Here is a 26140-nt window from a genome sequence, read left to right as displayed (position 1 = left end):
CCTAGGCGCTGACACCGCGCTCTAGCCTGGGAACATGTCTCCGCCGCTGGTCGCCGTCCCGCTCGCGCGATGGCGGGATCCGGCATCCGTCTTCGCCGCGGGCCCTGCCCGTGCCGATCATGCGTTCTGGCTCGACGCCGGCCCCGGCGCATCGGTGGGATGGAGCTGGGTCGGAACCGGTCGACCCGAGAACGACGCCGATCGGGTGCGGGCTCTCACGTGCGCGGTCGAACCCGCGGCCGACGACTGGCCGGCAGGGAGGTTCCGCGGCGGTTGGGTCGGCTGGTTCGGATACGAAGCGGCTGCCGAGCGCGCCGGCGCGCCGGTCGCGACGAGCGACCCGAGCGAGCCGGCCGACGTGTGGCTGCGCGTGCACCGGTTCGTCGCCTTCGACCACGGCGCGCGGCGGGCCTGGGCGGTCGCTCCGGCCGACGAGGCTCCCTCATTCGCGCGCGAGCTGGATGAGATGGACGACGCACCTCCGAGCTCGGGCACCGCGCCCGCTCGTCCGCTGGCGGCCGCCGTCGGCCGGCACCGCCCCGATGAATACGCCGCGCTCATCGAGGAGTGCAGGGAGGCGATCCGCGAGGGCGACGCCTACCAGCTCTGTCTGACGACCCGCTTCTCGGTCGCAGCCGGCGTCGACCCCGCCGCGACCTACATCCGCCTGCGGGAGATGACCCCGACGCACCATGGCGGATTCCTGCGCTCCGGCGATCTCGCACTGGCCAGCGCGAGTCCCGAACGGTTCCTCGAGGTCGAGGCCGGCACCGTCCGCACGCGGCCGATCAAGGGAACCCGTCCGCGCGGTGCGGACGAAGCGGAGGACCGTCGACTGGCCGCCGAACTGCGGGCGAGCGAGAAGGAGCGCGCCGAGAACGTCATGATCGTCGACCTCATGCGCAACGACCTGTCGCGCGTGAGCGAGCCAGGATCGGTCGGTGTCGACGGCCTGCTCGAGGTCGAGTCCTACGCCGCAGTCCACCAGCTCGTGAGCACGGTGTCGGGGCACCTGCAGCCGGGCACGACGGTGGGAGATCTGCTGGATGCCGCATTTCCCGCCGGGAGCATGACGGGCACGCCCAAGCTCTCCGCCATGACGATCCTGCACCGCCTGGAGGCCGCACCTCGCGGTGTCTTCGCCGGGTGCTTCGGCTGGATCGGCGACGACGGCGCGTTGGATCTCGCCATGGTCATCCGCTCGATCGTCGTCCACCCCGGCGGGGCGTACGTCGGCGCGGGCGGCGGCATCACGTGGCGATCGGATGCCGCGGACGAGGTCGCCGAGGTGGGTGTGAAGGCGCGGGGGCCGCTCGCGGCACTCGGCGCAACGCTCCCGCCGGGTTGGTAGCGCAGGCGTCGGGTAACCTGGAGTTTCGCGTTTCGTGCGCTGCCGACATACCTCTGATTGGTTCCCCTCGTGTCCCAGACCTCCCCTCCCGACACCGCTGCGCCCGCTGAAGGCGGTGGCTACGATGCGTACGCGATCCAGCAGAAGTGGCAGGCACGCTGGGCCGAGTCCGACCCGTTCCGAGCCGGAGGCGACGCTGACACCCGCCCCCGCAAGTACGTGCTCGGCATGTTCCCGTACCCCTCGGGAGATCTCCACATGGGACACGCGGAGAACTACGCCTACGTCGACGTGGTGGCGCGCTTCTGGCGGCACCGCGGCTACAACGTCCTGAACCCGATCGGCTGGGACTCGTTCGGACTGCCGGCCGAGAACGCCGCGATCCAGCGCGGTGCCGACCCGCGCGAGTGGACGTACGCGAACATCGAGAAGCACAAGAAGAGCTTCCGCGAGTACGGCTCCTCCTACGACTGGTCCCGCATCCTCCACACCAGCGACCCGGAGTACTACCGCTGGAACCAGTGGCTGTTCCAGCGCCTCTACGAGCGCGGCCTGGCCTACCGGAAGGAGAGCCCGGTCAACTGGTGCCCGAACGATCAGACCGTGCTCGCCAACGAGCAGGTCGTCGACGGGCGCTGCGAGCGATGCGGCGCCGAGGTCATCAAGAAGAAGCTGACGCAGTGGTACTTCCGGATCACCGACTACGCCGACCGTCTGCTCGACGACCTCAACCAGCTCGAGGGCTTCTGGCCGCAGAAGGTCATCCGCATGCAGCGGAACTGGATCGGCCGCTCGGTCGGCGCCGATATCGACTTCGAGATCGAGGGCCGCGAGGGGCGTGTGACGGTGTTCTCGACGCGCCCTGACACCCTCCACGGTGCGACGTTCTTCGTGGTCGCACCCGACAGCGATCTGGCGGCGGAGCTCGCCGCCGGCTCGACCGCCGAGGTGCGGATGCGGTTCCAGGACTACCTCGAGCGCGTGCAGCGTGAGACCGACATCGAGCGGCAGAGCACCGACCGGCCCAAGACAGGTGTCTTCCTCGATCGTTGGGCGATCAACCCGATCAACGGCGAGCGGCTGCCGATCTGGGCGGCCGACTATGTGCTGGCGGACTACGGCCACGGCGCGGTCATGGCGGTGCCCGCGCACGACCAGCGCGATCTGGACTTCGCTCGTGCGTTCGACCTGCCCGTGAATGTCGTCGTCGACACGACGGCGCCGATCACGGGATCGATCCCCGTGATCGAGCTCGACGACGACGGCGTTCCGATCGATCCCGGCACGGAGGCCTCGTCGCTCGACGAGATGGATCCGGCGCGCACCGGCATCGCACTCACCGGCGAGGGCCGGATGATCAACTCCGGCCCGCTGGACGGCCTGTCCAAGCGCAACGCCATCTCACGGATCATCGAGCAGCTCCAGGCAGCGGGAACGGGACGCGCCGCGAAGTCGTACCGGCTGCGCGACTGGCTGATCTCGCGTCAGCGCTTCTGGGGCACGCCGATCCCTGTCGTGCACACCGAGGACGGCCGAATCGTTCTCGTTCCCGACGAGCAGCTGCCCCTGACCCTGCCCGACGCTGCCGGACTCGACCTCGCGCCACGGGGCACGTCGCCGCTCGGCGGCGCGACCGAGTGGATGCAGGCGGTCGACCCCGAGACGGGCGAGCCTGCGCTGCGCGACCCCGACACGATGGACACGTTCGTCGACAGCTCGTGGTATTTCCTGCGCTTCTTCGCCCCGAACGATGCAGACGAGGCGTTCCCGACGCGCGAGGCCAACAAGTGGGCGCCGGTCGACTCCTACATCGGCGGCGTCGAGCACGCCATCCTGCACCTGCTCTACGTCCGATTCATCACCAAGGTGCTCTTCGACATGGGCGAGGTCGATTTCACAGAGCCGTTCTCGACCCTGATCAACCAGGGAATGGTGCTGCTCGGCGGCACGAAGATGTCCAAGAGCAAGGGCAATCTCGTCGAGTTCGCCTCGAGCATGGTCGACCCCGGCGCGGACGCGGTGCGCGTCGCGCTCGTCTTCGCCGGACCTGTCGAGGACGACATCAACTGGGAGGACGTGTCGACAACGGGAGCGCAGAAGTTCCTCGCGCGTGCGTGGCGCGTTGCGAACGATGTCACGAGCGCCCCGGACGTGATCTGGGCCGAGGGCGACCAGGCACTGCGGCGTGTGACGCATCGCGTCCTCGCCGACGTGCCCGCTCTCGTCGAGCAGACGAAGTTCAACGTGGTCGTCGCCCGGCTCATGGAGTTGGTCAACGCCACTCGCAAGACGATCGACACCGGGGCCGGGCCCGCCGATCCGGCGGTGCGTGAAGCCGCCGAGGCCACCGCGATGATCCTCGACATGTTCGCGCCGCACACGGCGGAGGAGATGTGGGAGATCCTCGGCTACAAGCCCTTCGTCGGACTCGTCACCTGGCGGACCGCCGATCCGACGCTTCTCGTGGAGGACACGGTGACCGCCGTCGTCCAGATCGACGGCAAAGTGCGAGCCACCCTCGAGGTGCCCTCGCGGGTCGACGGCGCGACACTGGAGCGACTCGCCCGCGCTGACGACCGCGTCGTGCGGGGGCTCGCCGGTCGTGAGATCGTGCGCGCCGTGGTACGTCCCCCCAAGGTCGTGAGCTTCACCACGCGCTGAGGCTCCTCCCCAGGACGGTTCGCGTCGGCGGGATCCACCGCTTGCGGATCACGGGTCTTTCCGCGGGCCCGGGGCCCCTAGCGTGAGCGCGTGACAGCAGCCGACCCTCCTGCGAAGGGGGCGAAGGGACGACTCGGCCTGGGCGCCGCGGTCGTCGTGGTCATCGTCGTGCTCGCGGTGACGGTGGGCATCGGCATCCTCCGCGGCGCCTCCGCGCCGGTGGTGTCGGTGGCCATCGATGGAACCGGCGCGTCGCCTGCCGCGACCGCTGCTCCCGTCTACGTGTACGTGTCGGGCGCCGTGCGGTCACCAGGGCTCTACGTGCTCGCCGAAGGCGCGAGGGTCATCGACGCGGTGGCCGCCGCAGGGGGATTCGTCCAAGGAGCCGACGAGTCCGCCGTCAACCTCGCCCGACCGGTCGGCGATGGCGAACAGCTGCAGGTCCCGCTGATCGGCGAAGTCTCGGCCCCCGAGGCCGCCGCGGCGGGCACCGGTCCGATCGATCTCAACACGGCCGGCGTGGCCGAACTCGACACGCTCCCGCGCATCGGTGAAGCGATGGCGCAACGCATCGTGGACTGGAGGGAGGCCAACGGGCGATTCACCAGCGTCGAGGACCTGCTCGCGGTCCCAGGCATCGGCGACAAGATGCTCGAGGCGCTGCGCGACCTCGTGAGGGTGTGAGCCGGTTGCAGGTGAGCGATTGAGCGTGCGACCGGGCCTGCGGCTCGCCCCCGTCGCCGCTGCCGCGTGGGCGACCGGTCTCTGCGCGGTGCTGGTGCCGGACGCCGCACCCGGCCTCGCACTCGGGCTGTGGGCCGTGGTGGGCGTCGTCCTGATCGTGGCGGCGACGTCCATCCGGCGAGGGCGGCCTCCGTTCGCCCGTGGACGCATCATCGCCGTCGTGGTGTTCGCGGTGGCGGCCTCCGCCGCCGTGGCCTCCCACGTCGCTCTCGCGCAGCCTGCCCGCGTCGCCGTTGCCGAACTGGCCATCAGCGGCGGTCGGGCCATCGCGGTGGAAGCCACGGTGACGGGCAAGGTGGAACGCAGAGCAGGAGGCGCCGTCGCATTCGATGCGATCGCCACACGTATCCGGATCGGAGGCGCCGAGCGAGCGCTCGAGACCGCCATCGTGGTCCAGGTCGACCCCTCCGAGGTAGACGACCGTCGTGGCCTCGACGTCGGTGCGGTGATCGAGGCTCGCGGGAGCGCGCGAGAGTCGATGACCGGAGACCGCGCCGTGCTGAACATGATGGCCTCGCGCGGCGTCACCGTGGTGCACGCACCCACCGGAGCGCTTGCCGTCGCTGCCGGCCTGCGTCAGGGGCTCGTCGCCGCCGTCGACGGGCTGCCCGGCCCCGGCGCCGGACTCGTGCCGGGTCTCGCCGTGGGCGACACGTCTGCGGTCGATCTGCACCTCGACGCCCAGATGAAGGAGTCGTCGCTCTCGCACCTGACGGCGGTCTCCGGTGCGAACTGCGCCCTGGTCGTCGGCTTGGCATTCCTCGCGGCTGCAGCGCTGGGTGCACGCCGCAGCATCCGCGTGGTGTCGGGTCTCGCTGCGCTGGCGGGCTTCGTGCTGCTCGTCACGCCGGAACCGAGCGTCCTGCGGGCGGCGACGATGGCCGCGGTCGCGATGGTGAGTGTGCTGCTCGGCAGACCGGGAGCCGGGATGGCGATCCTGTCGCTCGCCGTCACGATCCTGGTCGTCGCCGACCCGTGGCTCGCGGCGTCCCTCGGTTTCGCCCTGTCGTCCGCGGCGACCGCGTCGCTGCTGCTGTTCGTGCGGCCACTCGCGGGCGGCTTGTCCAGGCGGCTTCCGCGCGCCCTCGCCCTGGCCCTCGCAGTGCCGCTGGCGGCGCAGCTGGCGTGCGGCCCGCTGCTCGTGCTCATCTCACCCGTCGTGCCGATCTTCGGTGTGCTGGCGAATCTGCTCGCGGCGCCGGCCGCTCCGATCGCGACGCTCGTCGGACTCGCGGCCTGCGTCGCGGCGCCCATGCCGGCGCTGCAGTCGGGCCTCGCCGCGCTCGCGTGGGTCCCGGCATCCTGGATCGCCGCGACAGCCGCGACCGTCACCGCCATCCCCGGCGACCTGCTGCCCTGGATCGATGGTTGGCCCGGAGCAGCGGTGCTCGCGGCCGTCGGCGTCGCGCTGGGCGTCCTCATCGCGGTGCGAGCGGGCGGCTCGCGACGTGCACGCTCGGCGCGAGCCGCAGCGATGCTCCTCCTGGCGACCGTGATGGGCGTCGCTGGGGGAGGTGTCGCGCTCAGCACGATCGCCGGTCGATGGACGCTTCCGGCGGACTGGAGCGTCCTGGCCTGCGATGTCGGTCAGGGTGATGCGGTGCTGCTGCGCTCGGCGGGAGCGATCATGCTCATCGACACGGGGCCGGACCCCGAACCCCTCGCGGCGTGCCTCGACCGGGCCGGGATCGCACGCGTGGACCTGCTGGTGCTGACGCACTTCGATCTCGATCACGTCGGCGGCGTGTCGGGGGTGCAAGGCCGAGTCGGGACCGTGCTCCACGGACCCCAGTACGGCCCAGCGGGGCACCTGCTGGCCGAGCTGGCAGCCGGCGGTGCCCGCCTCGTCGATGCCGAGGCGGGCATGCAGGGCGCACTCGGCGAGGCGCGATGGACCGTGATCTGGCCGATGGCGCCCAGCCGCGCCTTCCCGTACGGCAACGACGCCAGCGTCGTGCTGGACGTCCGCGGCGGCGGAATTCCGGGCGCGCTGTTCCTCGGCGACCTCTCGGCCTCCCCGCAGGGTGCGATCGCGGCATCCGGCGCCTTGAATCCGCCGTACGTGATCGTGAAGGTCGCGCATCACGGCAGCGCCGATCAGGCCGTCGCCCTTTACCACGCCGCGGCGCCGGCCATCGGGCTCATCACGGTGGGTGCGGGCAACGACTACGGACACCCCCGGGCAGAGACGCTCGCGATCCTCCAAGAGGTGGGGGCGCGCATCTTCCGAACGGATGCCGACGGCGTCGTCGCGATCTCGAGCGTCGGCGGCGGGGTGGAGGTGTGGCGCGAGCGCGGCGGCGGCGTCGGCGGCGATCGCTAGGCTGGAGGCATGCCCGCCAGCGCTCGTCGACCCGCAACGGCGAAGACGCGCAGTGCGATTCCGCAGCTGTCCTGGCGCTCGCCGCAGCCGGCGCCGATCGTGCTCGTCTCGGGCCCCGAAGAGGTCTGCGCCGAGCGGGCGATCGCCGGGGTGAGGGAGTATCTGCGCGCCGAGGATCCGAGCCTCGAGGTCACCGATCTCCGAGCGGACGACTACGCGCAGGGGTCACTGCTGGGGGTCACCTCGCCGTCGCTGTTCGGCGAACCCCGGCTCGTCCGCGTGTCGGGGGTCGAGAAGTGCTCCGACGCCTTCCTCGCCGAGGCCGTCTCTTACCTTGCGTTCCCGCAGGAGGGAGCGACCGTCATCCTTCGCCACACCGGCGCGAGCGTCCGCGGCAAGAAGCTCCTCGATGCGATCCGCGCGGGAGAAGGCGGTGGCGTCGAGGTGGCGTGCCCCGCGATCAAACGCGACTCGGATCGGTTCGACTTCGCCGCAGGAGAATTCCAGGCAGCCAAGAAGCGCATCGCCCCCGTGGCGCTCCGCACGCTCGTTTCGGCCTTCGCCGACGATCTCACCGAGCTGGCCGCCGCGTGCCAGCAGCTGATCTCCGACGTTCCCGGCGACATCACCGAACAGGTCGTACAGCGCTACTACGGCGGCCGGGTGGAGACATCCGCCTTCGTGGTCGCAGACACCGCGATCGCCGGGCGCTACGGGGACGCGCTCATCGCGCTGCGCCACGCCCTGGCGTCGGGCGCCGATCCGGTTCCACTCGTCGCAGCGGTGGCATCGAAGCTTCGCACGATGGCTCGAGTGGCAGGTACCCGCGAGTCGAGCGTCGCACTGGCCGCCCGGCTCGGACTCAAGGACTGGCAGGTGGACCGCGCCAGGCGTGATCTGTCGGGGTGGACCGAGGCGACGCTGGGCATGGCCATCCAGGCCGCCGCCCGGGCGGATGCCGAAGTCAAGGGCGGCTCCCGCGATTCGGTGTTCGCACTCGAGCGACTCGTCACGGTCATCGCGACCCGCGCGCCGTACGGCTCCTGATCGTTCGGCGGGCGGCTTCGACCGGAACGACGAAGACCCGCCCCAGCGGGACGGGTCTTCGGATGCTTCGACGAACTCAGCAGCTTTCGAGGAGCTCGGCGACCGGGACGGTGCGGGCCTCCGCGAGAGGACGGCTCAGAGCGCCGCGACCTGCTTGGCGATGGCCGACTTGCGGTTCGCCGCCTGGTTCTCGTGGATGACGCCCTTGCTCACGGCCTTGTCGAGCTTCTTGGTCGCCTTCGCGAGCGAGAGCTCAGCGGCGGCCTTGTCGCCGGCGGCGATGGCCTCGCGGGTGCGACGCACCTCGGTGCGCAGCTCGCTCTTGACGGCCTTGTTGCGCTCGTGCGCCTTGTCGTTGGTCTTGTTGCGCTTGATCTGCGACTTGATGTTCGCCACGTGTCGACGTCTTTCGTTCGGAGTGATGTGAGTGATGTGCCGGTCGTCATGAGAGGGATGCCGTCCGGCGTCGTGCGGGAAACCCCACACGCAAGCCAAACAAGGAGTCTACCAGGTCCCGGAGTTATCCCCCGCAGCGGGGGATGGTCGGGCGAGCGGTCGCGGATGAGGAAAGATCGGAGGCACGCCGCCGCCGGCCTCATCGAGAGCGAAGGAGCTCCGCCGTGACCGACCTTCCCCTCGCCGATTCGTCGCGCCGACTTCGATGGTCGGTGGCCACCGCCGCATTCCAGATCGAGGGAGCGCGCGAGGAAGGCGGCCGGGGCCGATCCATCTGGGATGACTTCGTCGATGCGCCGGGCGCGGTGCGCGACGGCTCGACCGCTGAGCCCGGTCCCGACAGCTATCACCGCTATCTCGACGACGTGGAGCTGTTGACCCAGCTCGGGGTGGACAGCTACCGCTTCTCGATCTCGTGGGTGCGCGTGCAGCCTTCCGGCGTCGGTGCAGCCAACCCGGAAGGGCTGGCGTACTACGACCGTCTCGTCGACGCGCTGCTCGACGCCGGCGTGACGCCCTTCCCCACGCTGTATCACTGGGATCTGCCCTCGACGTTGGAGGGGCGAGGCGGATGGCTGGATCGAGAGACCGCCTACCGCTTCGCCGACTACAGCGCGCTCATCGCCGACGCTCTGGGTGATCGGGTCACGGACTGGTACACGATCAACGAACCCGTCTCGACATCCCTTCAGGGCTACGCCATCGGTGAGCTCGCACCGCGCCGGCAGCTTCTCTTCGCATCGCTGCCCACGGTGCACCATCAGCTTCTCGCACACGGCCTGTCCACCCGCATCCTGCGCGAATGCGGGGCGACCACCATCGGAATCGTCAACAATCACACCGCTGTGCGGCCGGCATCGAACTCCGCGGCGGATCACGAGGCCGCGTTCGCGTATGACATCCTGCACAACCGCGTGTTCGCGGAGCCCGTGCTCCTGGGCGGCTATCCCGACCTCGACGCGCTGGGGATGCCGCCGATGCCCGTGCTGGCGGATGATCTCGAGATCATCTCCACCACCACCGACGTCTACGGCTTGAACTTCTACAACCCGACCACGATCGCGGCATCCGCCCCCGAGAGCCCGGTGCCGTTCGAGGTCGTCCCCACGCCCGGAGCTGCGCACACCGGCTTCGGTCCGGAGTGGCCGATCGTGCCTTCGGCCCTCACGGAGGTGCTCGTCGACTTCCAGACGCGCTACGGCGATCGGCTCCCGCCCATCGCGATCGCCGAGAACGGCGCGTCGTTCGCCGAGCCCGACTCGGTCACGGGGCCCATCGATGATGTCGACCGCATCGGATATCTCGATGGTCACATCGCCGCAGTGGAGGACGCACGCGAGCGGGGGGTGCGCATCGACGAATACACCGTCTGGTCGCTGCTCGATAATTTCGAATGGGCCGAGGGCTTCACTCAGCGGTTCGGGCTCGTCCACGTCAACCACGCAACGGGGGAGCGTACGCCGAAAGCGTCGTTCGACTGGTATCGCACTCACATCCAGGAGGCACGATCGTGAACACGACCGCAGGACGCGTCGGAGCGAAGTGGTTCGTGCTGTTCACCCTCGCGTGGCTCGCGCTCTGGACGGTGCAGCTCACACCGCTGCAGCTGCTCATCCCGCTGCAGCTGAACACGCCCGACGATGCGGACGGATGGATCTCGGGCGTGATCTCGTCAGGTCTGGTCCTCGCCGTCGGCGGCGTCGCGGGCGTCATCGCCGGCCCGCTGGCAGGCGGGCTGTCGGACCGGACGCGTGGCGCGTTCGGCCGGCGCCGCCCCTGGGCTCTCGCAGGGGTGGGGCTGGGGACGGCATCGCTCATCGCCATCGCGTTCGCCGAGGGCGCTTGGGGGGTCGGCCTCGCGTGGATCGGGGTGTCGGTCGGCACGGCCGTCGCGTCGGCCGCGTTCACCGCGCTGATCGCCGATCAGCTCACGACACAGCGCGGCACGGCATCCGCCGCGGTGTCGTCATCGCAGGCCCTGGGGATCATCGTCGGTGTCGGGGTGATCGTGCTCCTCGAACTGGGCACGGTCACCGGTTATCTCGTCCTCGCCGGCTTCCTGGCGATCGTCGGAGTGGGCGCCGCTCTGCTGCTTCCGGACCCACCCGCACCGGCCCAGTCGGCCGTCGCGCGCGAGCGGCGTTCGCTGTCCGACCGTCTCGCGACGCTGCGGGATCGCGACTTCGCCTGGCTGCTCGGCGGCCGCCTCGTCGTCAACATCGGCAATGCCCTCGGCACGGGGCTGCTGTTCTTCTTCCTGCTGTACGGCCTGGATCGCGACCCCGCTTCGGCCGAAGACGACCTCCTCCTGCTGATCGTGATCTACACCGTGTTCGTCGTCGCGTCGTCGATCGTGTCGGGAAGCGTCTCGGACCGCACCGGCCGACGCGTCGGAATCGTCGTGTGGTCGGCGATCCTCCAGGGCGTGGCCGCGCTCTTCATCGCGTTGGTGCCGACGTTCGAGACGACGATGGTCGGGGCAGCACTGCTCGGAGTCGGGTACGGCGCGTACATGTCCGTCGGTCTCGCCCTCGGGACCGACCTGCTGCCTCACCCCGAAGATCACGCACGCGACCTCGGCTTCGTCAACGTCTCGGCAAGCCTCGGCCAGCTCCTCGGGCCCCTCATCGGCGCGGGACTCGTCGCGCTCGTCGGGGGCTTCTCGCTGATGTTCGCCGTCGGCGGTGTGCTGTCGATCGTCGGCGGCGTGATGACATTCGCCATCCGCAAGCGAAACCGCGCGACGTCAGCGGTCTGACTGCTCCAGTGTCGTGAGTGCGAGGTTCAACAGGGCGTTGAACACACGGGGCCGCATGACCGTCACATGGTGAGTGGTGCGGGGCACCACGATGAGCTCGGCGTGCTTCGCCACCCGCATGAAGAGGCCCTCGTTGACGCGCAGCTGATCGAGTTGCCCGTTGATGAACCACAGCGGCACCTCGATGCGATGCAGCGCCGCGAGCAGGTCGAGGACGGACAGGCTGCGCAGCGCGAGGTCCTGCGCATCCAGTGCATAGCCGCCGGCGCCGAAATCGGCGCGGGTCTCGGCGGGCAGGATGCGGTCGAGCATTCGGTTCGTGAGCCACATCCCGCGGTCGGGGAGCGAATCCACGCCGCGCGCCAGGAGTCGATAGGCGGAGAGGCCGAGGCCGCGCGGAATGGCCGTGCACGACGCCGCGATGAATCCCGCGATGGGCGGCGGATCCTGTCGTCCGGCGTACTCGACGCAGAGCAGGCCACCCATGGAATGGCCCACCAGCAGCACGGGGCCGTGGGACGCGGCATCCTGAACCGCGTCGTCGATCGTCGCGAACGCGCCGGCGAGCGTGAACTCCTCGGCCATCCGCGAGCCGTGGCCCGGCAGGTCGACGGCGACGACGGCGTTGCCCCGCGCCTCGAGATACTCGACCTGTGCGCGCCACATCGTCGCGGACGTCCGGATGCCGTGAACCATGACGACCTGGACCACCATCGAACCAGGCTAACCGCCGGATGCCGGCCCTAGCATGAGCCACATGCCAGAGATCGCCCCGCATATCTCGGCCATGCCCGGCTCGGGCGTGCGCCACATCCTCGAGCTCGCGCTGCGGCGTCCCGACACGATCATCCTGGCCGTCGGTGAACCCGGCGAGGTCGTCGAGCCCCGCGTACGGGACGAGGCGGCGGCAGCGTGGCGCGAAGGCGACACTCGTTACACTCCGAACGGCGGCATCCTGCCGCTCCGTGAGGCGATCGTCGCGAAGCTGGCTCGTGAGAACGCGATGGATGTCGACATCGAGCAGGTGTGGGTGACGGTCGGCGCCACGCAGGCGCTGCACATGGCGATGGCTCTGACCCTCGGCCGCGGCGACGAAGTCCTGGTGCCGGACCCGGGATACACCACGTTCACGATGAGCGCCCACCTCCTGCAGGCGGTGCCGGTGGGATATCCGCTGCGGCCGGAGCGCGGCTTCCAGCCCGACCTCGCCGAGCTCGGGGATCTCATCACGGAGCGCACGCGCGCCATCATCGTCAATACGCCGTCCAACCCCCTGGGCTCGACGTTCGACCGCGAGACGCTGGTCGCCCTGATGGACCTGGCCCGCCGGCACGATCTCTGGGTCATCAGCGACGAAGTGTACGAACGGTTCACCTGGGGAGAGCCGCACGTCAGTCCGGCGACGCTCGACGACAGCGGCCGGGTGCTGTCGGTGTTCTCCACCTCGAAGACGTACGCGATGACCGGTGCCCGCGTCGGCTGGCTCGTCACCCCGCCGGGATGGCGGCCGACCATGCTCCGCGTGCAGGAGGCGCTCGTCAGCTGCGTCGACGCTCCGGCGCAGCGCGCGGCACTGGCGGCGATCTCCGGTCCGCAGGACTCGGTGATGAGGGCCGGTGCGCACTACCGCGACAACCTCGCGGCGGCGATGACGCAGCTCGACGCGCAAGGCATCCGCTATCTGACCCCGACGGGCGCGTTCTACCTGTGGATCGATGTCTCGCATGCTTCAGCCGGAGATGTCGCCCGGTGGTGCGAACGGCTGCTCGACGAGGCCGGGGTCGCGGTGGCCCCCGGGACTGCGTTCGGCGCCTCCGGCGAGGGCTGGATCCGCGTCTGCGTTGCGAGCGACCGCGCGTCCCTGCTCGAGGGACTGCGCAGGCTGCCGTCCCCGGCCTGATCCCCCCGCACGTTCTGCACAGGCACCGTCCCCGTACAGGGGTCGCGCCGGGCGGCGCGCTCCGCCCCGGTAGAATCAGGCAGTCATGTCACCCCGCGCCCTGAAGTCTCTCGAGCCCGCCGCGACCCCGCCCGAGCTGATCCGCAACTTCTGCATCATCGCCCACATCGACCACGGCAAGTCGACGCTGGCCGACCGGATGCTGCAGATCACCGGCGTCGTCTCGGACCGTGACATGCGCGCGCAGTACCTCGACCGCATGGACATCGAGCGCGAGCGCGGCATCACGATCAAGAGCCAGGCGGTGCGGATGCCGTGGGCCCTCGATGGGCAGACCTACGCGCTGAACATGATCGACACCCCCGGGCACGTCGACTTCACGTACGAGGTCAGCCGTTCGCTCGCGGCGTGCGAGGGCGCCATCCTGCTGGTGGATGCCGCGCAGGGCATCGAGGCGCAGACCCTCGCGAACCTGTACCTCGCCCTCGAGAACGATCTGCACATCATCCCCGTGCTCAACAAGATCGACCTGCCGGCCGCCGACCCCGAGAAGTACGCCAAGGAGCTCGCGAGCCTCATCGGCGGCAAGCCAGAGGACGTGCTGCGGGTCAGCGGCAAGACCGGCCTCGGCGTCGAAGAGCTGCTGAACCATGTCGTGGCGCAGATCCCCCCGCCGAAGGGTGATCCGGATGCGCCCTCGCGCGCCATGATCTTCGACTCGGTCTACGACTCGTATCGCGGAGTCATCACCTACGTGCGCATGATCGACGGATCGCTCAACCCGCGGGAGCGCATCCAGATGATGTCGACGCGCGCCATGCACGAACTGCTCGAGATCGGCGTCTCGTCGCCCGAGCCGACCCCGACCAAGGGTCTGGGTGTGGGCGAGGTCGGCTACCTGATCACGGGTGTGAAAGATGTGCGCCAGTCGAAGGTCGGCGACACGGTCACGAACGCCGCGAAGCCGTCGAAGAACGCGCTCCCCGGATACACCGACCCGAAGCCCATGGTCTTCTCGGGGCTCTATCCGATCGACGGCAGCGACTACCCCGTGCTGCGTGAAGCGCTCGACAAGCTGAAGCTCTCGGACGCCTCGCTGAACTACGAGCCCGAGACGTCTGTGGCCCTCGGATTCGGATTCCGCTGCGGATTCCTCGGGCTGCTGCACCTCGAAATCGTCACCGAGCGGCTCGAGCGCGAGTTCGGCCTCGATCTGATCTCGACCGCGCCGTCCGTGACCTATGAGGTGACGACCGACGACAAGAAGACGTACACGGTCACGAACCCGAGCGAGTTCCCGTCGGGGACCAAGATCGCGAGTGTCACCGAGCCGATGGTGAAGGCTGCGATCCTCGCACCCAAGGACTACGTGGGCACGATCATGGAGCTCTGCCAGTCCCGGCGCGGCACCCTGCTCGGAATGGAGTACCTCGGCGAGGACCGCGTCGAGATCCGCTACAAGATGCCGCTCGGCGAGATCGTCTTCGACTTCTTCGACAACCTGAAGTCGAAGACGGCGGGCTACGCATCCCTCGACTACGAGCCGAGCGGTGATCAGGAGGGCGACCTGGTGAAGGTCGACATCCTGCTGCAGGGTGAGGCGGTCGACGCGTTCAGCGCCATCGTGCACCGCGACAAGGCCTACGCATACGGGGTGCTCATGACCGAGCGGCTGAAGAAGCTCATCCCGCGCCAGCAGTTCGAGGTGCCGATCCAGGCGGCCATCGGCGCCCGCATCATCGCCCGCGAGTCGATCAGAGCGATGCGCAAGGACGTCCTCGCGAAATGCTACGGCGGCGACATCACCCGCAAGCGCAAGCTGCTCGAGAAGCAGAAGGAGGGCAAGAAGCGCATGAAGATGGTCGGGCGCGTCGAGGTCCCTCAGGAGGCGTTCATCGCGGCACTCTCCGGCGACACCGAGAGCAAAGAGAAGAAGTAGCGGATGCCGCGCCCCGGCGCCGTCAGGCTGCCGGTGCGCGCGCTGCGCAGATCGGTAGGCTGAACACCATGCGTCGAGGAACCTTCCGGGACGACACCGTCGACTACGCCGCCGTCGGCGCGACGCAGGCGCCCGACCTGATGCAGTACCCGCCGGAGCGGAGCATCCCGGCCGAGGAGTCGTGGCGGATCGGCAGCGGCGAGTCTCGTTTCCAGACCGCGAGCGATGCTCTGCTGTCCTGGGCGGCGCAGCGGGGAGCCGGGCTGGAGCTCAAAGATGTGCGCCCGGCATCCGGACCCATGTACTCAGGTGTCAGCTTCGACGGGGAAGGCAACGCGATCGCGCCGAGCCGCACCGATGCCGATCTGCGCTACGACGCGGACGGCACCCCCTACGTCGGAGCGGGCACCACGATCCGCGTCGACGGCCGGGTGAAAGGCCTGCGCGCGGATGCCGTGCTGCGAGTCATCTTCGCCGTCGAAGAACCACGTCGCGTGGGATTCGCGCTCGGCACGGTGTCGGATTCGGTCGTGAGCGGCGAGGAGTCGTTCATGCTCGAGTGGAACGACAAGGATGAGGTCTGGTTCACCGTCCGCGCGTTCGACGCCCCCGAGGCCGTGCTCTACAAGGTGCTGCCTCGGCTGACGCGCCGACGCCGACGGGAGCTGTTCACGCGGTATCTCCGCGCGATCTCGCCGCTGTACAGCACATCCGCGTGAGGCGCTGATGGGCTCCGCGCTGCCGCTCGGCGAGCCGGCGCCGGCCGACGGCTCACTGCCGCCCGGCACGGCGATCGACGCCCGCACATCGTTCGGCGTCTATCTGCACGTGCCGTTCTGCCGCGTTCGGTGCGGCTACTGCGACTTCAACACCTACACATCGAGTGAGCTGCAAGGGGCAAGGCAGGACCAGTACGCCGACACGCTGCTGCAGGAGATCACCCTCGCCCGGCGGGTGCTGGAGGCATCAGGCCCGCTCCGGCCGGCGCGCACCGTGTTCTTCGGCGGCGGCACGCCGACACTCCTGCCGCCGGGCGATCTCGGACGGATGCTCGGGGGAGTGCGTTCGGCGTTCGGGATCGAGGCGGATGCCGAGGTCACCGTCGAGGCCAATCCCGACACGGTGACGGATGACGTCGCGGCCGAGCTCGCGGTATCCGGAATCACCAGGATGTCGATCGGTATGCAGTCGGCGGTCCCGCGCGTGCTCGCGGCGCTCGACCGCACGCACGAGCCGGCGAACGTGCGGACGGCGCTGATCGCCGCGCGCAGCGTGGGGCTCGATGTCAGCCTGGACCTGATCTACGGCGCACCGGAGGAGACACTCGACGACTGGCGCACATCGCTCGAAGAGGCCATCGCGCTCGCGCCCGATCACATCTCGGCGTACGCGCTGATCGTCGAGGACGGCACGAAGCTTTCGCGGCAGATCCGTCGCGGCGAGGTGCCGGCGCCCGATGACGACCTGCAGGCCGACATGTACGAGCTCGCCGACGAGCTGCTCGCCGCGGCCGGCTACGAGTGGTATGAGGTGTCGAACTGGGCGCGAGACGAGTCGCAGCGCTCTCGTCACAACCTCGCCTACTGGCAGGGCACCGACTGGTGGGGCTTCGGCCCCGGCGCACACAGCCACATCGGGGGTGTGCGCTTCTGGAACGTCAAGCATCCCGCGGCCTACGCACAGCGGCTCGCGGCGGGTGAGTCTCCCGCGGCTGGTCGTGAGAGGCCGGATGCCGCGGCTCGCGCGCTCGAGAGCGTGCTGCTGCGCACCCGGATCCGCGAGGGACTGCCCATCTCCGAGCTGCTGGGCGAGGGGCGCCATGCGGTCGCGGCGCTGATCGCCGATGGCCTGGTGGACGGGCCGTCGGCAGTGCGCGGCACGATCGTGCTCACCCGGCGCGGGCGCTTGCTCGCCGATGCCGTGGTGCGGGCGCTCACCGACTGACGCGCTTCCAGACCGGGCAGGATCCATCCGGTAGAATTGGCACTCCAGTCATGCGAGTGCCAGTGACCCTGGTGCCGAGAGCGGCGTGAGGAGGCGGGATGGTCAGCGAACGCGGTCTGCAGGTGCTGCGAGCGATCGTCCAGGACTACGTCGACACGCGAGAACCCGTCGGCAGCAAGGCGATCGTCGAACGGCACGCGTTCGGCGTGTCTGCCGCGACCATCCGCAACGACATGGCTCTCCTCGAAGACGAAGAGCTCATCGCCGCCCCGCACACCTCATCGGGCCGTGTGCCCACCGACAAGGGCTACCGGGTGTTCGTCGATCACCTCTCGGCTCTGCGCCCGCTCAGCCCCGCCCAGCGCACCGCGATCTCCTCGTTCCTCGAGGGCCCCGGTGACCTCGACGACGTGCTGGTCCGCACCGTGCGGGCACTCACCCAGCTGACCGGCCAGGTCGCCATCGTCCAGTACCCGTCGTTCGCGCGAGCACGCGTCACGCATGTCGAGCTCGTGCAGCTCGGCGCTGGACGCATGCTCGTCATCGTCGTGACCGACACCGGTCGGGTCTCGCAGCGGATGACGGTCGTCGGCGCCGATTTCGACGACGAGGATCTGGCCCGGATGCGCGCCGAACTCGGCACGCTCCTCGTCGGCCGCTCGGTGCGTGAAGGCGTGCAGCGCATCGGCGACCACCTCGCGCAGGCCAGTCCGGCAGCCGCGTCACGCGACGCAGCCATCGCGGTGATTCTGCGGGTCGTCGCCGAGGAGCTGGAGGAGTTCCGTCAGGACCGGCTCGTCCTCGCCGGAAGCGCCACCCTCGCGCGACGCGAGGCCGACTTCCGCGGCAGCATCTACCCCCTTCTCGAGGCCATCGAGGAGCAGGTGACGATACTCCGGCTCATGAGCGAGATGGTCGCCGACGACCAGGGGCTCGCCACGAGCATCGGCCGCGAGAACGAGCCGTTCGGTCTGGGTGAGGCCTCGGTGCTCGCAAGCGATTACGACGCCACCGGTTCGCGCGCCCGCGTGGGCGTGCTCGGACCGACGCGAATGGATTACCCGACGAACCTCGCCGCCGTGCGGGCTGTGGCCCGCTACCTCACGCGGCTGCTCGAAGAAGACGAGAGCAGCCGCTGAACGTCGGCGACGAATTGACACGATCCGCGGCGTGCCGCGGCAAGGAAGGCGATTGTGGCTGACCATTACGAGGTGCTCGGCGTCGCGCGCGATGCGAGCACCGACGAGATCAAGAAGGCGTACCGACGCCTGGCGCGGCAGCTGCACCCCGACGTGAACCCCGGTGCGGAGGCGTCCGAACGGTTCAAGCTCGTGACTCACGCCTATGACGTGCTCAGCGACCCTGACCAGCGCGCCCGCTACGACATGGGCGGTGACCAGCCGTTCGGCGGCGCCGGAGGTGCCGGCGGGTTCGGCGGCTTCAGCGACATCTTCGAGACGTTCTTCGGCGCGGCCGGAGGCGGCCGGGCGGGTCGCCCGCGCTCACGGCGCGAGCGCGGACAGGACGCACTGGTGCGCGTCACCCTCGAGCTCGGGGATGTCGTGTTCGGCGTCCACCGAGAGATCGAGGTCGACACCGCGGTGGTCTGCGAGACATGCAAGGGCTCCTGCTGCCAGCCGGGCACCTCGCCCGTGACGTGCGACATCTGCCATGGCAGCGGAAACGTGCAGCGGCAGGTGCGCAGCCTCCTCGGCAACGTGGTGACCACGCAGCCCTGCAACGTCTGCCAGGGCTACGGCACGACGATCCCGTACCCTTGCGCGACCTGCCAGGGACAAGGCCGTGTACGCGCCCGCCGAACGGTGTCGCTCGACATCCCCGCCGGCGTCGAGACCGGTCTGCGGCTTCAGCTGCCCGGCTCGGGCGAGGTCGGTCCTGCCGGCGGCCCCAACGGCGACCTGTACATCGAGGTCACGGTGTCTCCGCACGAGACCTTCAGCCGTGACGGCGACGATCTGCTCGCCACGCTCGAGGTCTCGATGCCCGATGCCATCCTCGGCACCACGACGACGATCGAGTCACTCGACGGCTCCGTCGAACTCGAGCTCAGGCCCGGCGTGCAGGCCGGCGACATCCTGACCATCAAGGGCCGCGGCATCACCCCGCTACGCGGCTCGCAGCGCGGCGATCTGCGGGTCGGCGTGCACGTCGTCACGCCCACGCGCCTCGACGCCAGGGAGCGCGCGCTCATCGAGGAGTTCGCCCGGCGCACGAAGGCTCCGGGGCCGCGGCTTGCCGAGTTCCACCAGGGACTGTTCGCGAAGCTCCGCGATCGCTTCCGGAACGGCTGAGCCGGATGCCGCTCCACTTCGTCCTCGACGAGCCCACAGCTGCGGGTGCCGGGGACGTCGTGACGCTCACCGGCGCAGAGGCGCATCACGCGGCCACGGTACGGCGGGTGCGAGTCGGCGAGGACGTCACGATCGGCGACGGTCGCGGAGCGTGGCTGACGGGGGAGTGCCAGTCGGTGGCGCCTCGCGAGGTCGTGGTGCGGATCCTCGCCCGCTCCGACGTGCCGCGGCCCAGACCGCGAATCGTGCTGGTGCAGGCCCTCGCCAAGGGCGACCGGGACGAACTCGCGGTGCAGACGGCGACCGAGCTCGGCGTCGACGAGATCGTGCCGTGGCAGGCGGCGCGGAGCGTGTCGCGATGGGATGAGGCCAAGGCGGCCAAGGGTCGCGCACGTTGGGCGGCGATCGTCCGCGAGGCCGCCAAGCAGGCGCACCGCGCCTGGCTCCCCGAGGTCGCCGCGCTGCAGACCACCGCCGACCTTTCGCACCGTGCCGCGGCCGCCCGTGTGCTGGTCTTGGAGCCGACCGCCGAGACCGCCCTCACCGCGCTGTCGTTCACGACGGATGACGACATCGTCCTCGTCGTCGGACCGGAGGGCGGCATCGCACCCGAGGAGCTCGACGCGCTGACGTCGGCCGGAGCGACGACGGTACGACTCGGCGACACCGTGCTTCGCACATCGACCGCCGGACCGGCCGCCCTCGCGATCGTGAGCGCCGAGCTCGGGCGCTGGTAGCCGGCGTCGGCGGCCGCGGACCGGCCGCGGAGGCCGTCGCTAGACTTGAAGCATGAGCGAACCGTCGATCTTCACGAGAATCCTGAAGGGAGAGATCCCCTCCGAGATCATCGCCGAGACCGAGAACGCGTTCGTCATCCGCGACATCGCACCCAAGGCCCCGGTGCATCTCCTCGTGATCCCGAAGACCGAGGACTACCGCAACGTCGTCGAGCTGGCCGCCGGCGACCCCGATCTTCTCGTCGAGCTCGTCGGACTGGCGAACAGCGCCGCCTCCGAGCATTCCGACGGTGACTTCCGTCTCATCTTCAACACCGGCGAGAGGGCGGGGCAGACGGTGTTCCATGTTCACGCCCATGTCCTGGCCGGTGGGCTCGAAGAGAAGAGTCTCGGTGCCTGACGATTCACCCACGGTCGACCGCGTCTACGCGGACGGCGTCGCCATGGTCCAGCTTCTCGGCCCGCAGGACAGACTGCTGCGAGTGGTCGAGCGAGAGCATCCGACCGTCGACGTGCTCGTGCGCGGCAACGAGATCACCCTCACCGGCTCGGCCGAGGCCGTCGCAGCCGCGCGCGCGCTGGTGGACGAGCTGCTCGCGATGACCAAGGCCGGCCACGACCTCGCGCCCGCCGACGTCTCGTCGTCCAACAAGATCCTGCGTGTCGACGGCGGCCAGCGACCCTCCGAGGTGCTGGGCGAGGCGATCCTCTCGACGCGCGGGCGCATCATCCGCCCCAAGACCCTCGGGCAGAAGGCCTACGTCGACGCGATCGAAGAGAACACGATCGTGTTCGGCATTGGGCCCGCCGGCACGGGCAAGACCTACCTGGCGATGGCCAAGGCGGTGCAGGCGCTGCAGCGCAAGGACGTCAGCCGGATCATCCTCACGCGGCCCGCGGTCGAAGCAGGGGAGCGGCTCGGATTCCTCCCCGGAACGCTGAACGACAAGATCGACCCCTACCTGCGGCCGCTCTACGACGCGCTCAACGAGATGATGGACCCCGAGATCGTGCCGAAGCTCATGGCGAGCGGCACGATCGAGGTCGCCCCGCTGGCCTATATGCGCGGACGCACGCTGAACGACTCGTTCGTCGTGCTGGATGAGGCGCAGAACACGACGCCCGAGCAGATGAAGATGTTCCTCACGCGTCTGGGCTTCGGCACTCGGATGGTGGTCACCGGCGACATCACGCAGATCGACCTGCCGCTGGGCGCCTCGGGGCTTCGGCTGGTGACCCGAGTGCTCAACGAGATCGACGACATCCATTTCGCCTACCTGACGAGCGACGACGTCGTGCGGCACAGCCTGGTCGGCCGGATCGTGGATGCGTACACCGAGTACGACGAGCGACGTCTCGCCGGGCGTCGCGAGCGGGATGAGGCATCCGAGTTCGCGAATCGCGCCGATCGCCGCTCCGGGGTGCGCCCCGCCGGGCCGCGGGACCATCTGCCCAAGCGAGGCCGCTCATGACCATCGAGATCAACAACGAATCCGGCATTCCGGTCGATGAGACCGTGCTGCTGCGACTCATGGAGCACGATCTGGCCGAACTGCACGTGAGTCCCGATGCGGATGTCGCCATCATGCTCGTCGATGAGGGCGCGATGGAGGCGCTCCACGTCCAGTGGATGGACGAGCCGGGCCCGACGGACGTGCTGAGCTTCCCGATGGATGAGCTCCGCCCCGGCACCGAGGACATGCCGACCCCCGCCGGACTGCTGGGCGACATCGTGCTGTGCCCGCAGGTCGCCGAGACCCAGGCCGTCGCGGCGAAGCACTCCACGATGGACGAACTCGTGATGCTGACGACGCACGGCCTGCTCCACCTCCTCGGCTTCGATCACGCCGAGCCCGAGGAGGAGCGCGAGATGTTCGGGATCCAGAAGGACCTCATCGTGGGCTTCCAGGCCGCCGAACGTCGCCGCGGCCGCACATGACAGCGGCCCTCCTCCTCGTCGCTGCGGCGCTGCTCCTCGCCTTCGGTTTCCTCATGGTCGCGATCGACGCAGCGCTGGGCGTCACATCGCGTGCCGACCTCGCCGAACTCGGCGCAGGGGGACGCAACGCTCCCTATCTGCGCAACATCGCCGCCGATCCCGACGCGCACGCCAACGCTGTCGTGTTCATCCGCGTGCTCGCGGAGACCACAGCGGCGGTGCTCGTCACGGTGGCCTTCACGCTGCTGTTCGACAGCATCTGGTGGGCGATGCTCGCGGCAGCCGTGCTCATGACCGGCGTCTCGTACGTCGTGGTGGGCGCGAGCCCCCGGAATGTCGGAAGGCTTCACGCCACCGGCCTGCTCCGAGCGTCGGCACCCGTCATCCGCGGCGTGCGCATCATCCTCGGTCCGCTCGCGCACGGACTCGTGGTGATCGGCATGAGGATCACGCCGGGAGCATCCCGCGGGTCGTCGTTCGCGTCCGAGCAGCAGCTGCTCAGCATCATCGACGAGGCCGCCGAGAACGAGCTCATCGAGCAGGACGATCGGGAGCTCATCCACTCGGTGTTCGACTTCACCGACACGTACGTGCGAGCGGTGATGGTGCCGCGCACCGACATGGTCACGGTGGATGCGTCGGCGTCCACGCGCGAAGCCATGGCGATCTTCCTCGACAAGGGCGTGTCGCGTGTGCCGATCGTCGATGACGACGCGGACGACGTCGTCGGCGTGCTGTACCTCAAGGATCTCGTGCAGTTCGGCTTCCGCGACGAGTCCGGCTGGCGGGATGCACCCATCACCCGGATCACACGACCGGCCGTGTTCGTGCCTGAGTCCATGAAGGCCGAGACGCTCCTGCAGCAGATGAAGCGCGACGCCGTCCACGTCTGCCTCGTGATCGACGAGTACGGCGGCGTGTCTGGGCTCGTGACCCTCGAGGACCTCATCGAGGAGCTGGTCGGCGAGATCGCCGACGAGTACGACCCGCGGGCCGACGAGGTGACCGAGCTCGAACCCGGTCGGTTCCGGGTGAGCGCGCGCCTCGGGCTCGATGAGGTCGGCGACCTGTTCGGCATCGAACTCGAGGACGAGGACGTCGACTCGATCGGCGGACTGCTCGGCAAGGTGCTCGGGCGCGTCCCGCAGCCCGGTGCGACGGCGGAGTACGGTGGCCTCATCATGACCGGCGGCGCCTCACGCGGTCGCGGTCGCGGGATCTCGTCGGTCTTCGTGGAGCGAGGCGAGGCGCTGGACGCCGAGCCCGCCTCGGGACGAGCACCGCGCACCGAAGAGATCCGCACCCTGACGCCGCGAAGCGGCGAGGTGCGCGTCTCCAAGAAGAAGGAGCGATCATGACCGCGACGGTCCCTGAGCCCGAGGAGGGGTCCCTCGGGGCTCCCGTGGTTCGACAAGCTGACCAACCGGTCGACGGCTTCGCTGAGCGTGTCGAAGGGCGATCCGGTTTCGTGACATTCGTCGGCCGGCCGAATGTCGGCAAGTCGACGCTCACGAACGCTCTGGTGGGCGAGAAGGTCGCCATCACGAGCGACAAGCCGCAGACCACGCGACGCGCCATCCGCGGCATCCTGAACCGTCCTGGCGGACAGCTCGTCATCGTCGACACGCCCGGGCTGCACAAGCCTCGGACGCTGCTCGGCCAGCGGCTGAACGACCTCGTCGAACAGGTTCTCGGCGACGTGGACGTGATCGGCTTCTGCGTGCCGGCGATCGAGAAGGTCGGACCGGGCGACAAACGCATTGCCGAATCCCTCGACGGGTACCGTCGCGCCAAGAAGGTGGCGATCGTGACCAAGACGGATGTCGCCAGTCGCGAGCAGATCACCGACCGCCTGATGGAGGTCGACAGTCTTCGCGAGGACTGGGCTGCCGTCATCCCCCTCTCGGCGCTCACCGAAGATCGGCTCGATGTGCTCACGGACGAGCTGCTGGCGCTCCTGCCGGTCGGCCCCGCCCTGTATCCCGACGGCGTGGTGACCGACGAGTCCGACGAGGACCGCATCGCCGAGATGATCCGCGAGGCTGCGCTGGAGGGCGTCCGCGATGAGCTGCCGCACTCGATCGCGGTGGTCGTCCAGGAGATCCGAGCCCGAGAGGACTCCGACCTGACCGACGTCTTCGCCGACATCGTGGTGGAGCGAGACAGCCAGAAGGCGATCATCATCGGTCGCAAGGGATCCCGACTGCGAGACGTCGGCGCGAGGGCGCGTGCCGGCATCGAACCGCTCATCGGCTCGCGGGTCTACTTATCGCTCCACGTTCGTGTGGCGAAGGAGTGGCAGCGCGACCCGAAGCAGCTCGGGCGAATGGGCTTCTGACGTGGCCAGGCGATGGACAGCATCCGCCCCAGGCGGTCCCGACACGTGGGAGTTCGCCGAGTACGACGTGCCCGCTCCGCAAACGGGCGAAATCACGATCCTGGTGCGGGCGGCGGGAGTCAATCCGGCCGACTACAAGCACGTCGCGCGGCCGGGTGCGACGTTCCCGATTCCGATCGGCTACGAGGTGTCGGGAGTGGTCACGGGGATCGGGCCCGGCACCCGGATCGGATCGGGCACGGTCGAGGTCGGCGACGAGGTGATCGCCTTCCGCGTGCAGGGCGGGTACGCCACCGAGCTCACCGTCGCCGCCGACAAGGTCTTCGCCAAGCCGGAATCGCTCTCTTTCGAGGCGGCCGCGAACCTGCTGCTGGCAGGTGCGACCGCGTCCGAGATGCTTCATGTGACCGGCGTGGTCACCGGCGAGAACATCGTGGTACACGGTGCGTCCGGCGCCGTGGGCGTCAGCGTGCTGCAGCAGGCGCGGCTGCTGGGTGCGCGTGTCGTCGGCACCGCGAGCCCGTCGAGCTTCGAGCGCGTGAAGCGGTACGGCGGCATCCCAGTGGCATACGGTCCGGGGCTCGTCGACCGCGTGCGGGATGCCGCCGCCGGCCCGATCGTCGCAGCTCTCGACACCGTCGGCACCGACGAGGCGGTCGACGCCTCACTCGAGCTCGTGGCCGATCGCTCGAGGATCGTGACGATCGCGGCGCAGCGCCGTGCGGCGCAGGACGGGATCCTGGCGATCGGCGGGGCCATGCCGGCGAGCGCCGCCTACCGCAACGGGATCCGGGCGCACCTCATCGACCTCGCAGGTGCCGGTGCACTCGAGGTGCCGATCGCGCGCACGTTCCCGCTCGCCGATGCGCCCGCGGCACTGCGGTTCCTCGCAGAAGGGCATCCGGGCGGCAAGATCGCCCTCCTGCCCTGAACGAAGAGCACCGCGCGCCCCGCCGAAGCCATGGCGGGGCGCGCGAGCGGCGCTCGTCAGCGCCTGGGGCCGCATCGCGACGGTTCGGAACCGCGGCGCGAAGCGGGGGGCTGCTACCCGTCGACCGGATGCATCGCGGAGCGGATGATCACGACATCGTCGCCGTAGTCGTCGTCCGCGGCATCCTGCCAGGTGCCGTCATCCCACACGACATCCACGAAAAGCCAGCCGTTCTCGGGGTACGACGACAGGTACGCATCGCCCAGGATGTCGGGAAGCGACTCCTGGATCTGCAGCAGTTCGTCCTCGTCACCCGCGCCTGCCTTTCCGCCGGTGGGGTCCGCGGCCGGCATGGGGTCATAGAGCGCCAGCATGATGGGCGGCTGCGTGACGGCGAACTGCTCGCCGTCATATGTGCCCTGCACCGCGTACGTGCCCCACGTCACGTCGCCCGACGTCTCGGAGCCGTCGACGCCGTCCCACGACCAGTTCGTGAGGGGGATGCCGGAGCACTGCGGCGGGTAAGACTCTGCGACCGCGCCGAGGCACAGTTCGGCCGTGCCGTCGACATCCATCACCGTGCCCTGCGCCACCACGTCGCCCTCCGGCGGCGCCGGCCACAGCGAACCGAGCGACTGCCCGGGAGGCGCGTCGGAAGCCGCGGGCGCGGCAGAGGGAGTCGCGCATCCCGAGAGCGCGATGACGGATGCCGCGCCCAGCGCGAGCGCGAGAAGGTTTCGACGATGACCTGTCATACCCC

At 69.5% G+C, this 26140-nt stretch carries 23 protein-coding genes; 20 read left to right on the top strand and 3 right to left on the bottom strand.

All coding sequences use genetic code 11. The features are described 5' to 3' along the window. Positions 1 to 34: 34 nt before the first annotated feature. The 5 genes from pabB (at position 35) to holA (ending at position 8126) form a co-directional block, all read left to right on the top strand. Positions 35 to 1351, top strand: a complete 1317-nt coding sequence (gene pabB, locus ABD188_RS12965) for an aminodeoxychorismate synthase component I (RefSeq protein WP_344062901.1) — start codon at positions 35 to 37, stop codon at positions 1349 to 1351. 69 nt (positions 1352 to 1420) lie between these two features. After that, complete coding sequence (leuS, locus tag ABD188_RS12960) at positions 1421 to 4012, top strand: leucine--tRNA ligase (protein ID WP_344062897.1); 2592 nt, start codon at positions 1421 to 1423, stop codon at positions 4010 to 4012. A gap of 90 nt (positions 4013 to 4102) precedes the next feature. Beyond that, on the top strand, positions 4103 to 4696 hold the full coding sequence (locus ABD188_RS12955; protein ID WP_344062894.1) for a ComEA family DNA-binding protein: 594 nt from the start codon (positions 4103 to 4105) through the stop codon (positions 4694 to 4696). 25 nt (positions 4697 to 4721) lie between these two features. Further along, a complete protein-coding gene (locus ABD188_RS12950; protein ID WP_344067098.1) occupies positions 4722 to 7079 on the top strand; it encodes a ComEC/Rec2 family competence protein in 2358 nt (785 codons plus the stop codon). Positions 7080 to 7088: 9 nt separating this feature from the next. Then, positions 7089 to 8126: a DNA polymerase III subunit delta gene (gene holA / locus ABD188_RS12945; RefSeq protein WP_344062891.1), complete on the top strand. Its 1038-nt coding sequence runs from the start codon at positions 7089 to 7091 to the stop codon at positions 8124 to 8126. Between the two features lie 135 nt (positions 8127 to 8261). Here holA and rpsT read toward each other — a convergent pair whose 3' ends face one another. Further along, the gene (rpsT, locus tag ABD188_RS12940; protein WP_344062887.1) at positions 8262 to 8522 is read right to left on the bottom strand and encodes a 30S ribosomal protein S20; all 261 of its coding nucleotides are present in this window, start codon (positions 8520 to 8522) and stop codon (positions 8262 to 8264) included. A 224-nt stretch (positions 8523 to 8746) separates the two neighbouring features. Between rpsT and ABD188_RS12935 the strand changes: the two genes are divergently transcribed. Both ABD188_RS12935 and ABD188_RS12930 read left to right on the top strand, forming a co-directional pair. After that, positions 8747 to 10096, top strand: a complete 1350-nt coding sequence (locus ABD188_RS12935) for a GH1 family beta-glucosidase (protein ID WP_344062884.1) — start codon at positions 8747 to 8749, stop codon at positions 10094 to 10096. After that, entirely contained in the window at positions 10093 to 11340 is a 1248-nt protein-coding gene (locus tag ABD188_RS12930; protein ID WP_344062880.1) for an MFS transporter, read from the top strand. The genes ABD188_RS12935 and ABD188_RS12930 overlap by 4 nt, the downstream gene beginning before the upstream one ends. Here the strand turns inward: ABD188_RS12930 and ABD188_RS12925 are convergent. After that, on the bottom strand, positions 11329 to 12054 hold the full coding sequence (locus ABD188_RS12925) for an alpha/beta fold hydrolase (RefSeq protein WP_344062877.1): 726 nt from the start codon (positions 12052 to 12054) through the stop codon (positions 11329 to 11331). The two genes, ABD188_RS12930 and ABD188_RS12925, sit on opposite strands and share 12 nt — an antisense overlap. 43 nt (positions 12055 to 12097) lie before the next feature. Between ABD188_RS12925 and ABD188_RS12920 the strand changes: the two genes are divergently transcribed. The 13 genes from ABD188_RS12920 to ABD188_RS12860 all read left to right on the top strand — a co-directional run bounded on the left by ABD188_RS12920 (position 12098) and on the right by ABD188_RS12860 (position 25380). Beyond that, positions 12098 to 13240, top strand: coding sequence for a pyridoxal phosphate-dependent aminotransferase (locus tag ABD188_RS12920; protein ID WP_344062875.1), 1143 nt, complete (start codon positions 12098 to 12100; stop codon positions 13238 to 13240). Positions 13241 to 13325: 85 nt separating this feature from the next. After that, on the top strand, positions 13326 to 15179 hold the full coding sequence (lepA, locus tag ABD188_RS12915) for a translation elongation factor 4 (RefSeq protein ID WP_344062872.1): 1854 nt from the start codon (positions 13326 to 13328) through the stop codon (positions 15177 to 15179). A gap of 68 nt (positions 15180 to 15247) precedes the next feature. After that, positions 15248 to 15898, top strand: a complete 651-nt coding sequence (locus ABD188_RS12910) for a DUF1990 domain-containing protein (protein ID WP_344062870.1) — start codon at positions 15248 to 15250, stop codon at positions 15896 to 15898. A 7-nt stretch (positions 15899 to 15905) separates the two neighbouring features. After that, a complete protein-coding gene (gene hemW / locus ABD188_RS12905) occupies positions 15906 to 17123 on the top strand; it encodes a radical SAM family heme chaperone HemW (RefSeq protein ID WP_344062868.1) in 1218 nt (405 codons plus the stop codon). Between the two features lie 98 nt (positions 17124 to 17221). Beyond that, positions 17222 to 18262 carry a heat-inducible transcriptional repressor HrcA gene (gene hrcA / locus ABD188_RS12900; protein WP_344062865.1) on the top strand — a complete coding sequence of 347 codons (1041 nt, stop codon included), beginning with the start codon at positions 17222 to 17224 and terminating at the stop codon, positions 18260 to 18262. A 54-nt stretch (positions 18263 to 18316) separates the two neighbouring features. Next, the gene (dnaJ, locus tag ABD188_RS12895) at positions 18317 to 19435 is read left to right on the top strand and encodes a molecular chaperone DnaJ (RefSeq protein ID WP_344062862.1); all 1119 of its coding nucleotides are present in this window, start codon (positions 18317 to 18319) and stop codon (positions 19433 to 19435) included. Positions 19436 to 19440: 5 nt separating this feature from the next. Beyond that, a complete protein-coding gene (locus tag ABD188_RS12890) occupies positions 19441 to 20172 on the top strand; it encodes a 16S rRNA (uracil(1498)-N(3))-methyltransferase (RefSeq protein ID WP_344062859.1) in 732 nt (243 codons plus the stop codon). A gap of 52 nt (positions 20173 to 20224) precedes the next feature. Continuing rightward, entirely contained in the window at positions 20225 to 20572 is a 348-nt protein-coding gene (locus ABD188_RS12885) for an HIT domain-containing protein (RefSeq protein WP_344062855.1), read from the top strand. Beyond that, positions 20529 to 21644: a PhoH family protein gene (locus tag ABD188_RS12880; protein WP_425561374.1), complete on the top strand. Its 1116-nt coding sequence runs from the start codon at positions 20529 to 20531 to the stop codon at positions 21642 to 21644. The genes ABD188_RS12885 and ABD188_RS12880 overlap by 44 nt, the downstream gene beginning before the upstream one ends. Continuing rightward, positions 21641 to 22111 (top strand): rRNA maturation RNase YbeY, encoded by a 471-nt coding sequence (gene ybeY / locus ABD188_RS12875; RefSeq protein ID WP_344062853.1) that lies wholly within the window; start codon positions 21641 to 21643, stop codon positions 22109 to 22111. The genes ABD188_RS12880 and ybeY overlap by 4 nt, the downstream gene beginning before the upstream one ends. After that, a complete protein-coding gene (locus tag ABD188_RS12870) occupies positions 22108 to 23469 on the top strand; it encodes a hemolysin family protein (protein WP_344062850.1) in 1362 nt (453 codons plus the stop codon). Before ybeY ends, ABD188_RS12870 begins: the two co-directional genes overlap by 4 nt. Then, positions 23466 to 24449 (top strand): GTPase Era, encoded by a 984-nt coding sequence (gene era / locus ABD188_RS12865; RefSeq protein ID WP_344062847.1) that lies wholly within the window; start codon positions 23466 to 23468, stop codon positions 24447 to 24449. The genes ABD188_RS12870 and era overlap by 4 nt, the downstream gene beginning before the upstream one ends. 1 nt (position 24450) lies before the next feature. Continuing rightward, positions 24451 to 25380, top strand: coding sequence for a quinone oxidoreductase family protein (locus ABD188_RS12860; RefSeq protein WP_344062844.1), 930 nt, complete (start codon positions 24451 to 24453; stop codon positions 25378 to 25380). A 113-nt stretch (positions 25381 to 25493) separates the two neighbouring features. Here ABD188_RS12860 and ABD188_RS12855 read toward each other — a convergent pair whose 3' ends face one another. Continuing rightward, positions 25494 to 26135 carry a hypothetical protein gene (locus tag ABD188_RS12855; protein ID WP_344062841.1) on the bottom strand — a complete coding sequence of 214 codons (642 nt, stop codon included), beginning with the start codon at positions 26133 to 26135 and terminating at the stop codon, positions 25494 to 25496. Between the last annotated feature and the right edge of the window lie 5 nt (positions 26136 to 26140).

The sequence above is a fragment of the Microbacterium pumilum genome, from assembly GCF_039530225.1.
Lineage (GTDB): Bacteria > Actinomycetota > Actinomycetes > Actinomycetales > Microbacteriaceae > Microbacterium > Microbacterium pumilum.
Note: the sequence above shows the minus strand (reverse complement) of the source record. Positions and strands in the feature narration are given on the sequence as shown.

Excerpts from the sequence above, each read along its gene's own strand:
- pabB (WP_344062901.1), top strand. The coding sequence starts at position 35 with ATGTCTCCGCCGCTGGTCGCCGTCCCGCTCGCGCGATGGCGGGATCCG.
- holA (WP_344062891.1), top strand. The coding sequence starts at position 7,089 with ATGCCCGCCAGCGCTCGTCGACCCGCAACGGCGAAGACGCGCAGTGCG.
- ABD188_RS12925 (WP_344062877.1), bottom strand. The coding sequence starts at position 12,054 with ATGGTGGTCCAGGTCGTCATGGTTCACGGCATCCGGACGTCCGCGACG.
- ABD188_RS12920 (WP_344062875.1), top strand. The coding sequence starts at position 12,098 with ATGCCAGAGATCGCCCCGCATATCTCGGCCATGCCCGGCTCGGGCGTG.
- lepA (WP_344062872.1), top strand. The coding sequence starts at position 13,326 with ATGTCACCCCGCGCCCTGAAGTCTCTCGAGCCCGCCGCGACCCCGCCC.
- ABD188_RS12910 (WP_344062870.1), top strand. The coding sequence starts at position 15,248 with ATGCGTCGAGGAACCTTCCGGGACGACACCGTCGACTACGCCGCCGTC.
- hemW (WP_344062868.1), top strand. The coding sequence starts at position 15,906 with ATGGGCTCCGCGCTGCCGCTCGGCGAGCCGGCGCCGGCCGACGGCTCA.
- hrcA (WP_344062865.1), top strand. The coding sequence starts at position 17,222 with ATGGTCAGCGAACGCGGTCTGCAGGTGCTGCGAGCGATCGTCCAGGAC.
- ABD188_RS12890 (WP_344062859.1), top strand. The coding sequence starts at position 19,441 with ATGCCGCTCCACTTCGTCCTCGACGAGCCCACAGCTGCGGGTGCCGGG.
- ABD188_RS12885 (WP_344062855.1), top strand. The coding sequence starts at position 20,225 with ATGAGCGAACCGTCGATCTTCACGAGAATCCTGAAGGGAGAGATCCCC.
- ABD188_RS12880 (WP_425561374.1), top strand. The coding sequence starts at position 20,529 with ATGTCCTGGCCGGTGGGCTCGAAGAGAAGAGTCTCGGTGCCTGACGAT.
- ybeY (WP_344062853.1), top strand. The coding sequence starts at position 21,641 with ATGACCATCGAGATCAACAACGAATCCGGCATTCCGGTCGATGAGACC.
- ABD188_RS12870 (WP_344062850.1), top strand. The coding sequence starts at position 22,108 with ATGACAGCGGCCCTCCTCCTCGTCGCTGCGGCGCTGCTCCTCGCCTTC.
- era (WP_344062847.1), top strand. The coding sequence starts at position 23,466 with ATGACCGCGACGGTCCCTGAGCCCGAGGAGGGGTCCCTCGGGGCTCCC.
- ABD188_RS12855 (WP_344062841.1), bottom strand. The coding sequence starts at position 26,135 with ATGACAGGTCATCGTCGAAACCTTCTCGCGCTCGCGCTGGGCGCGGCA.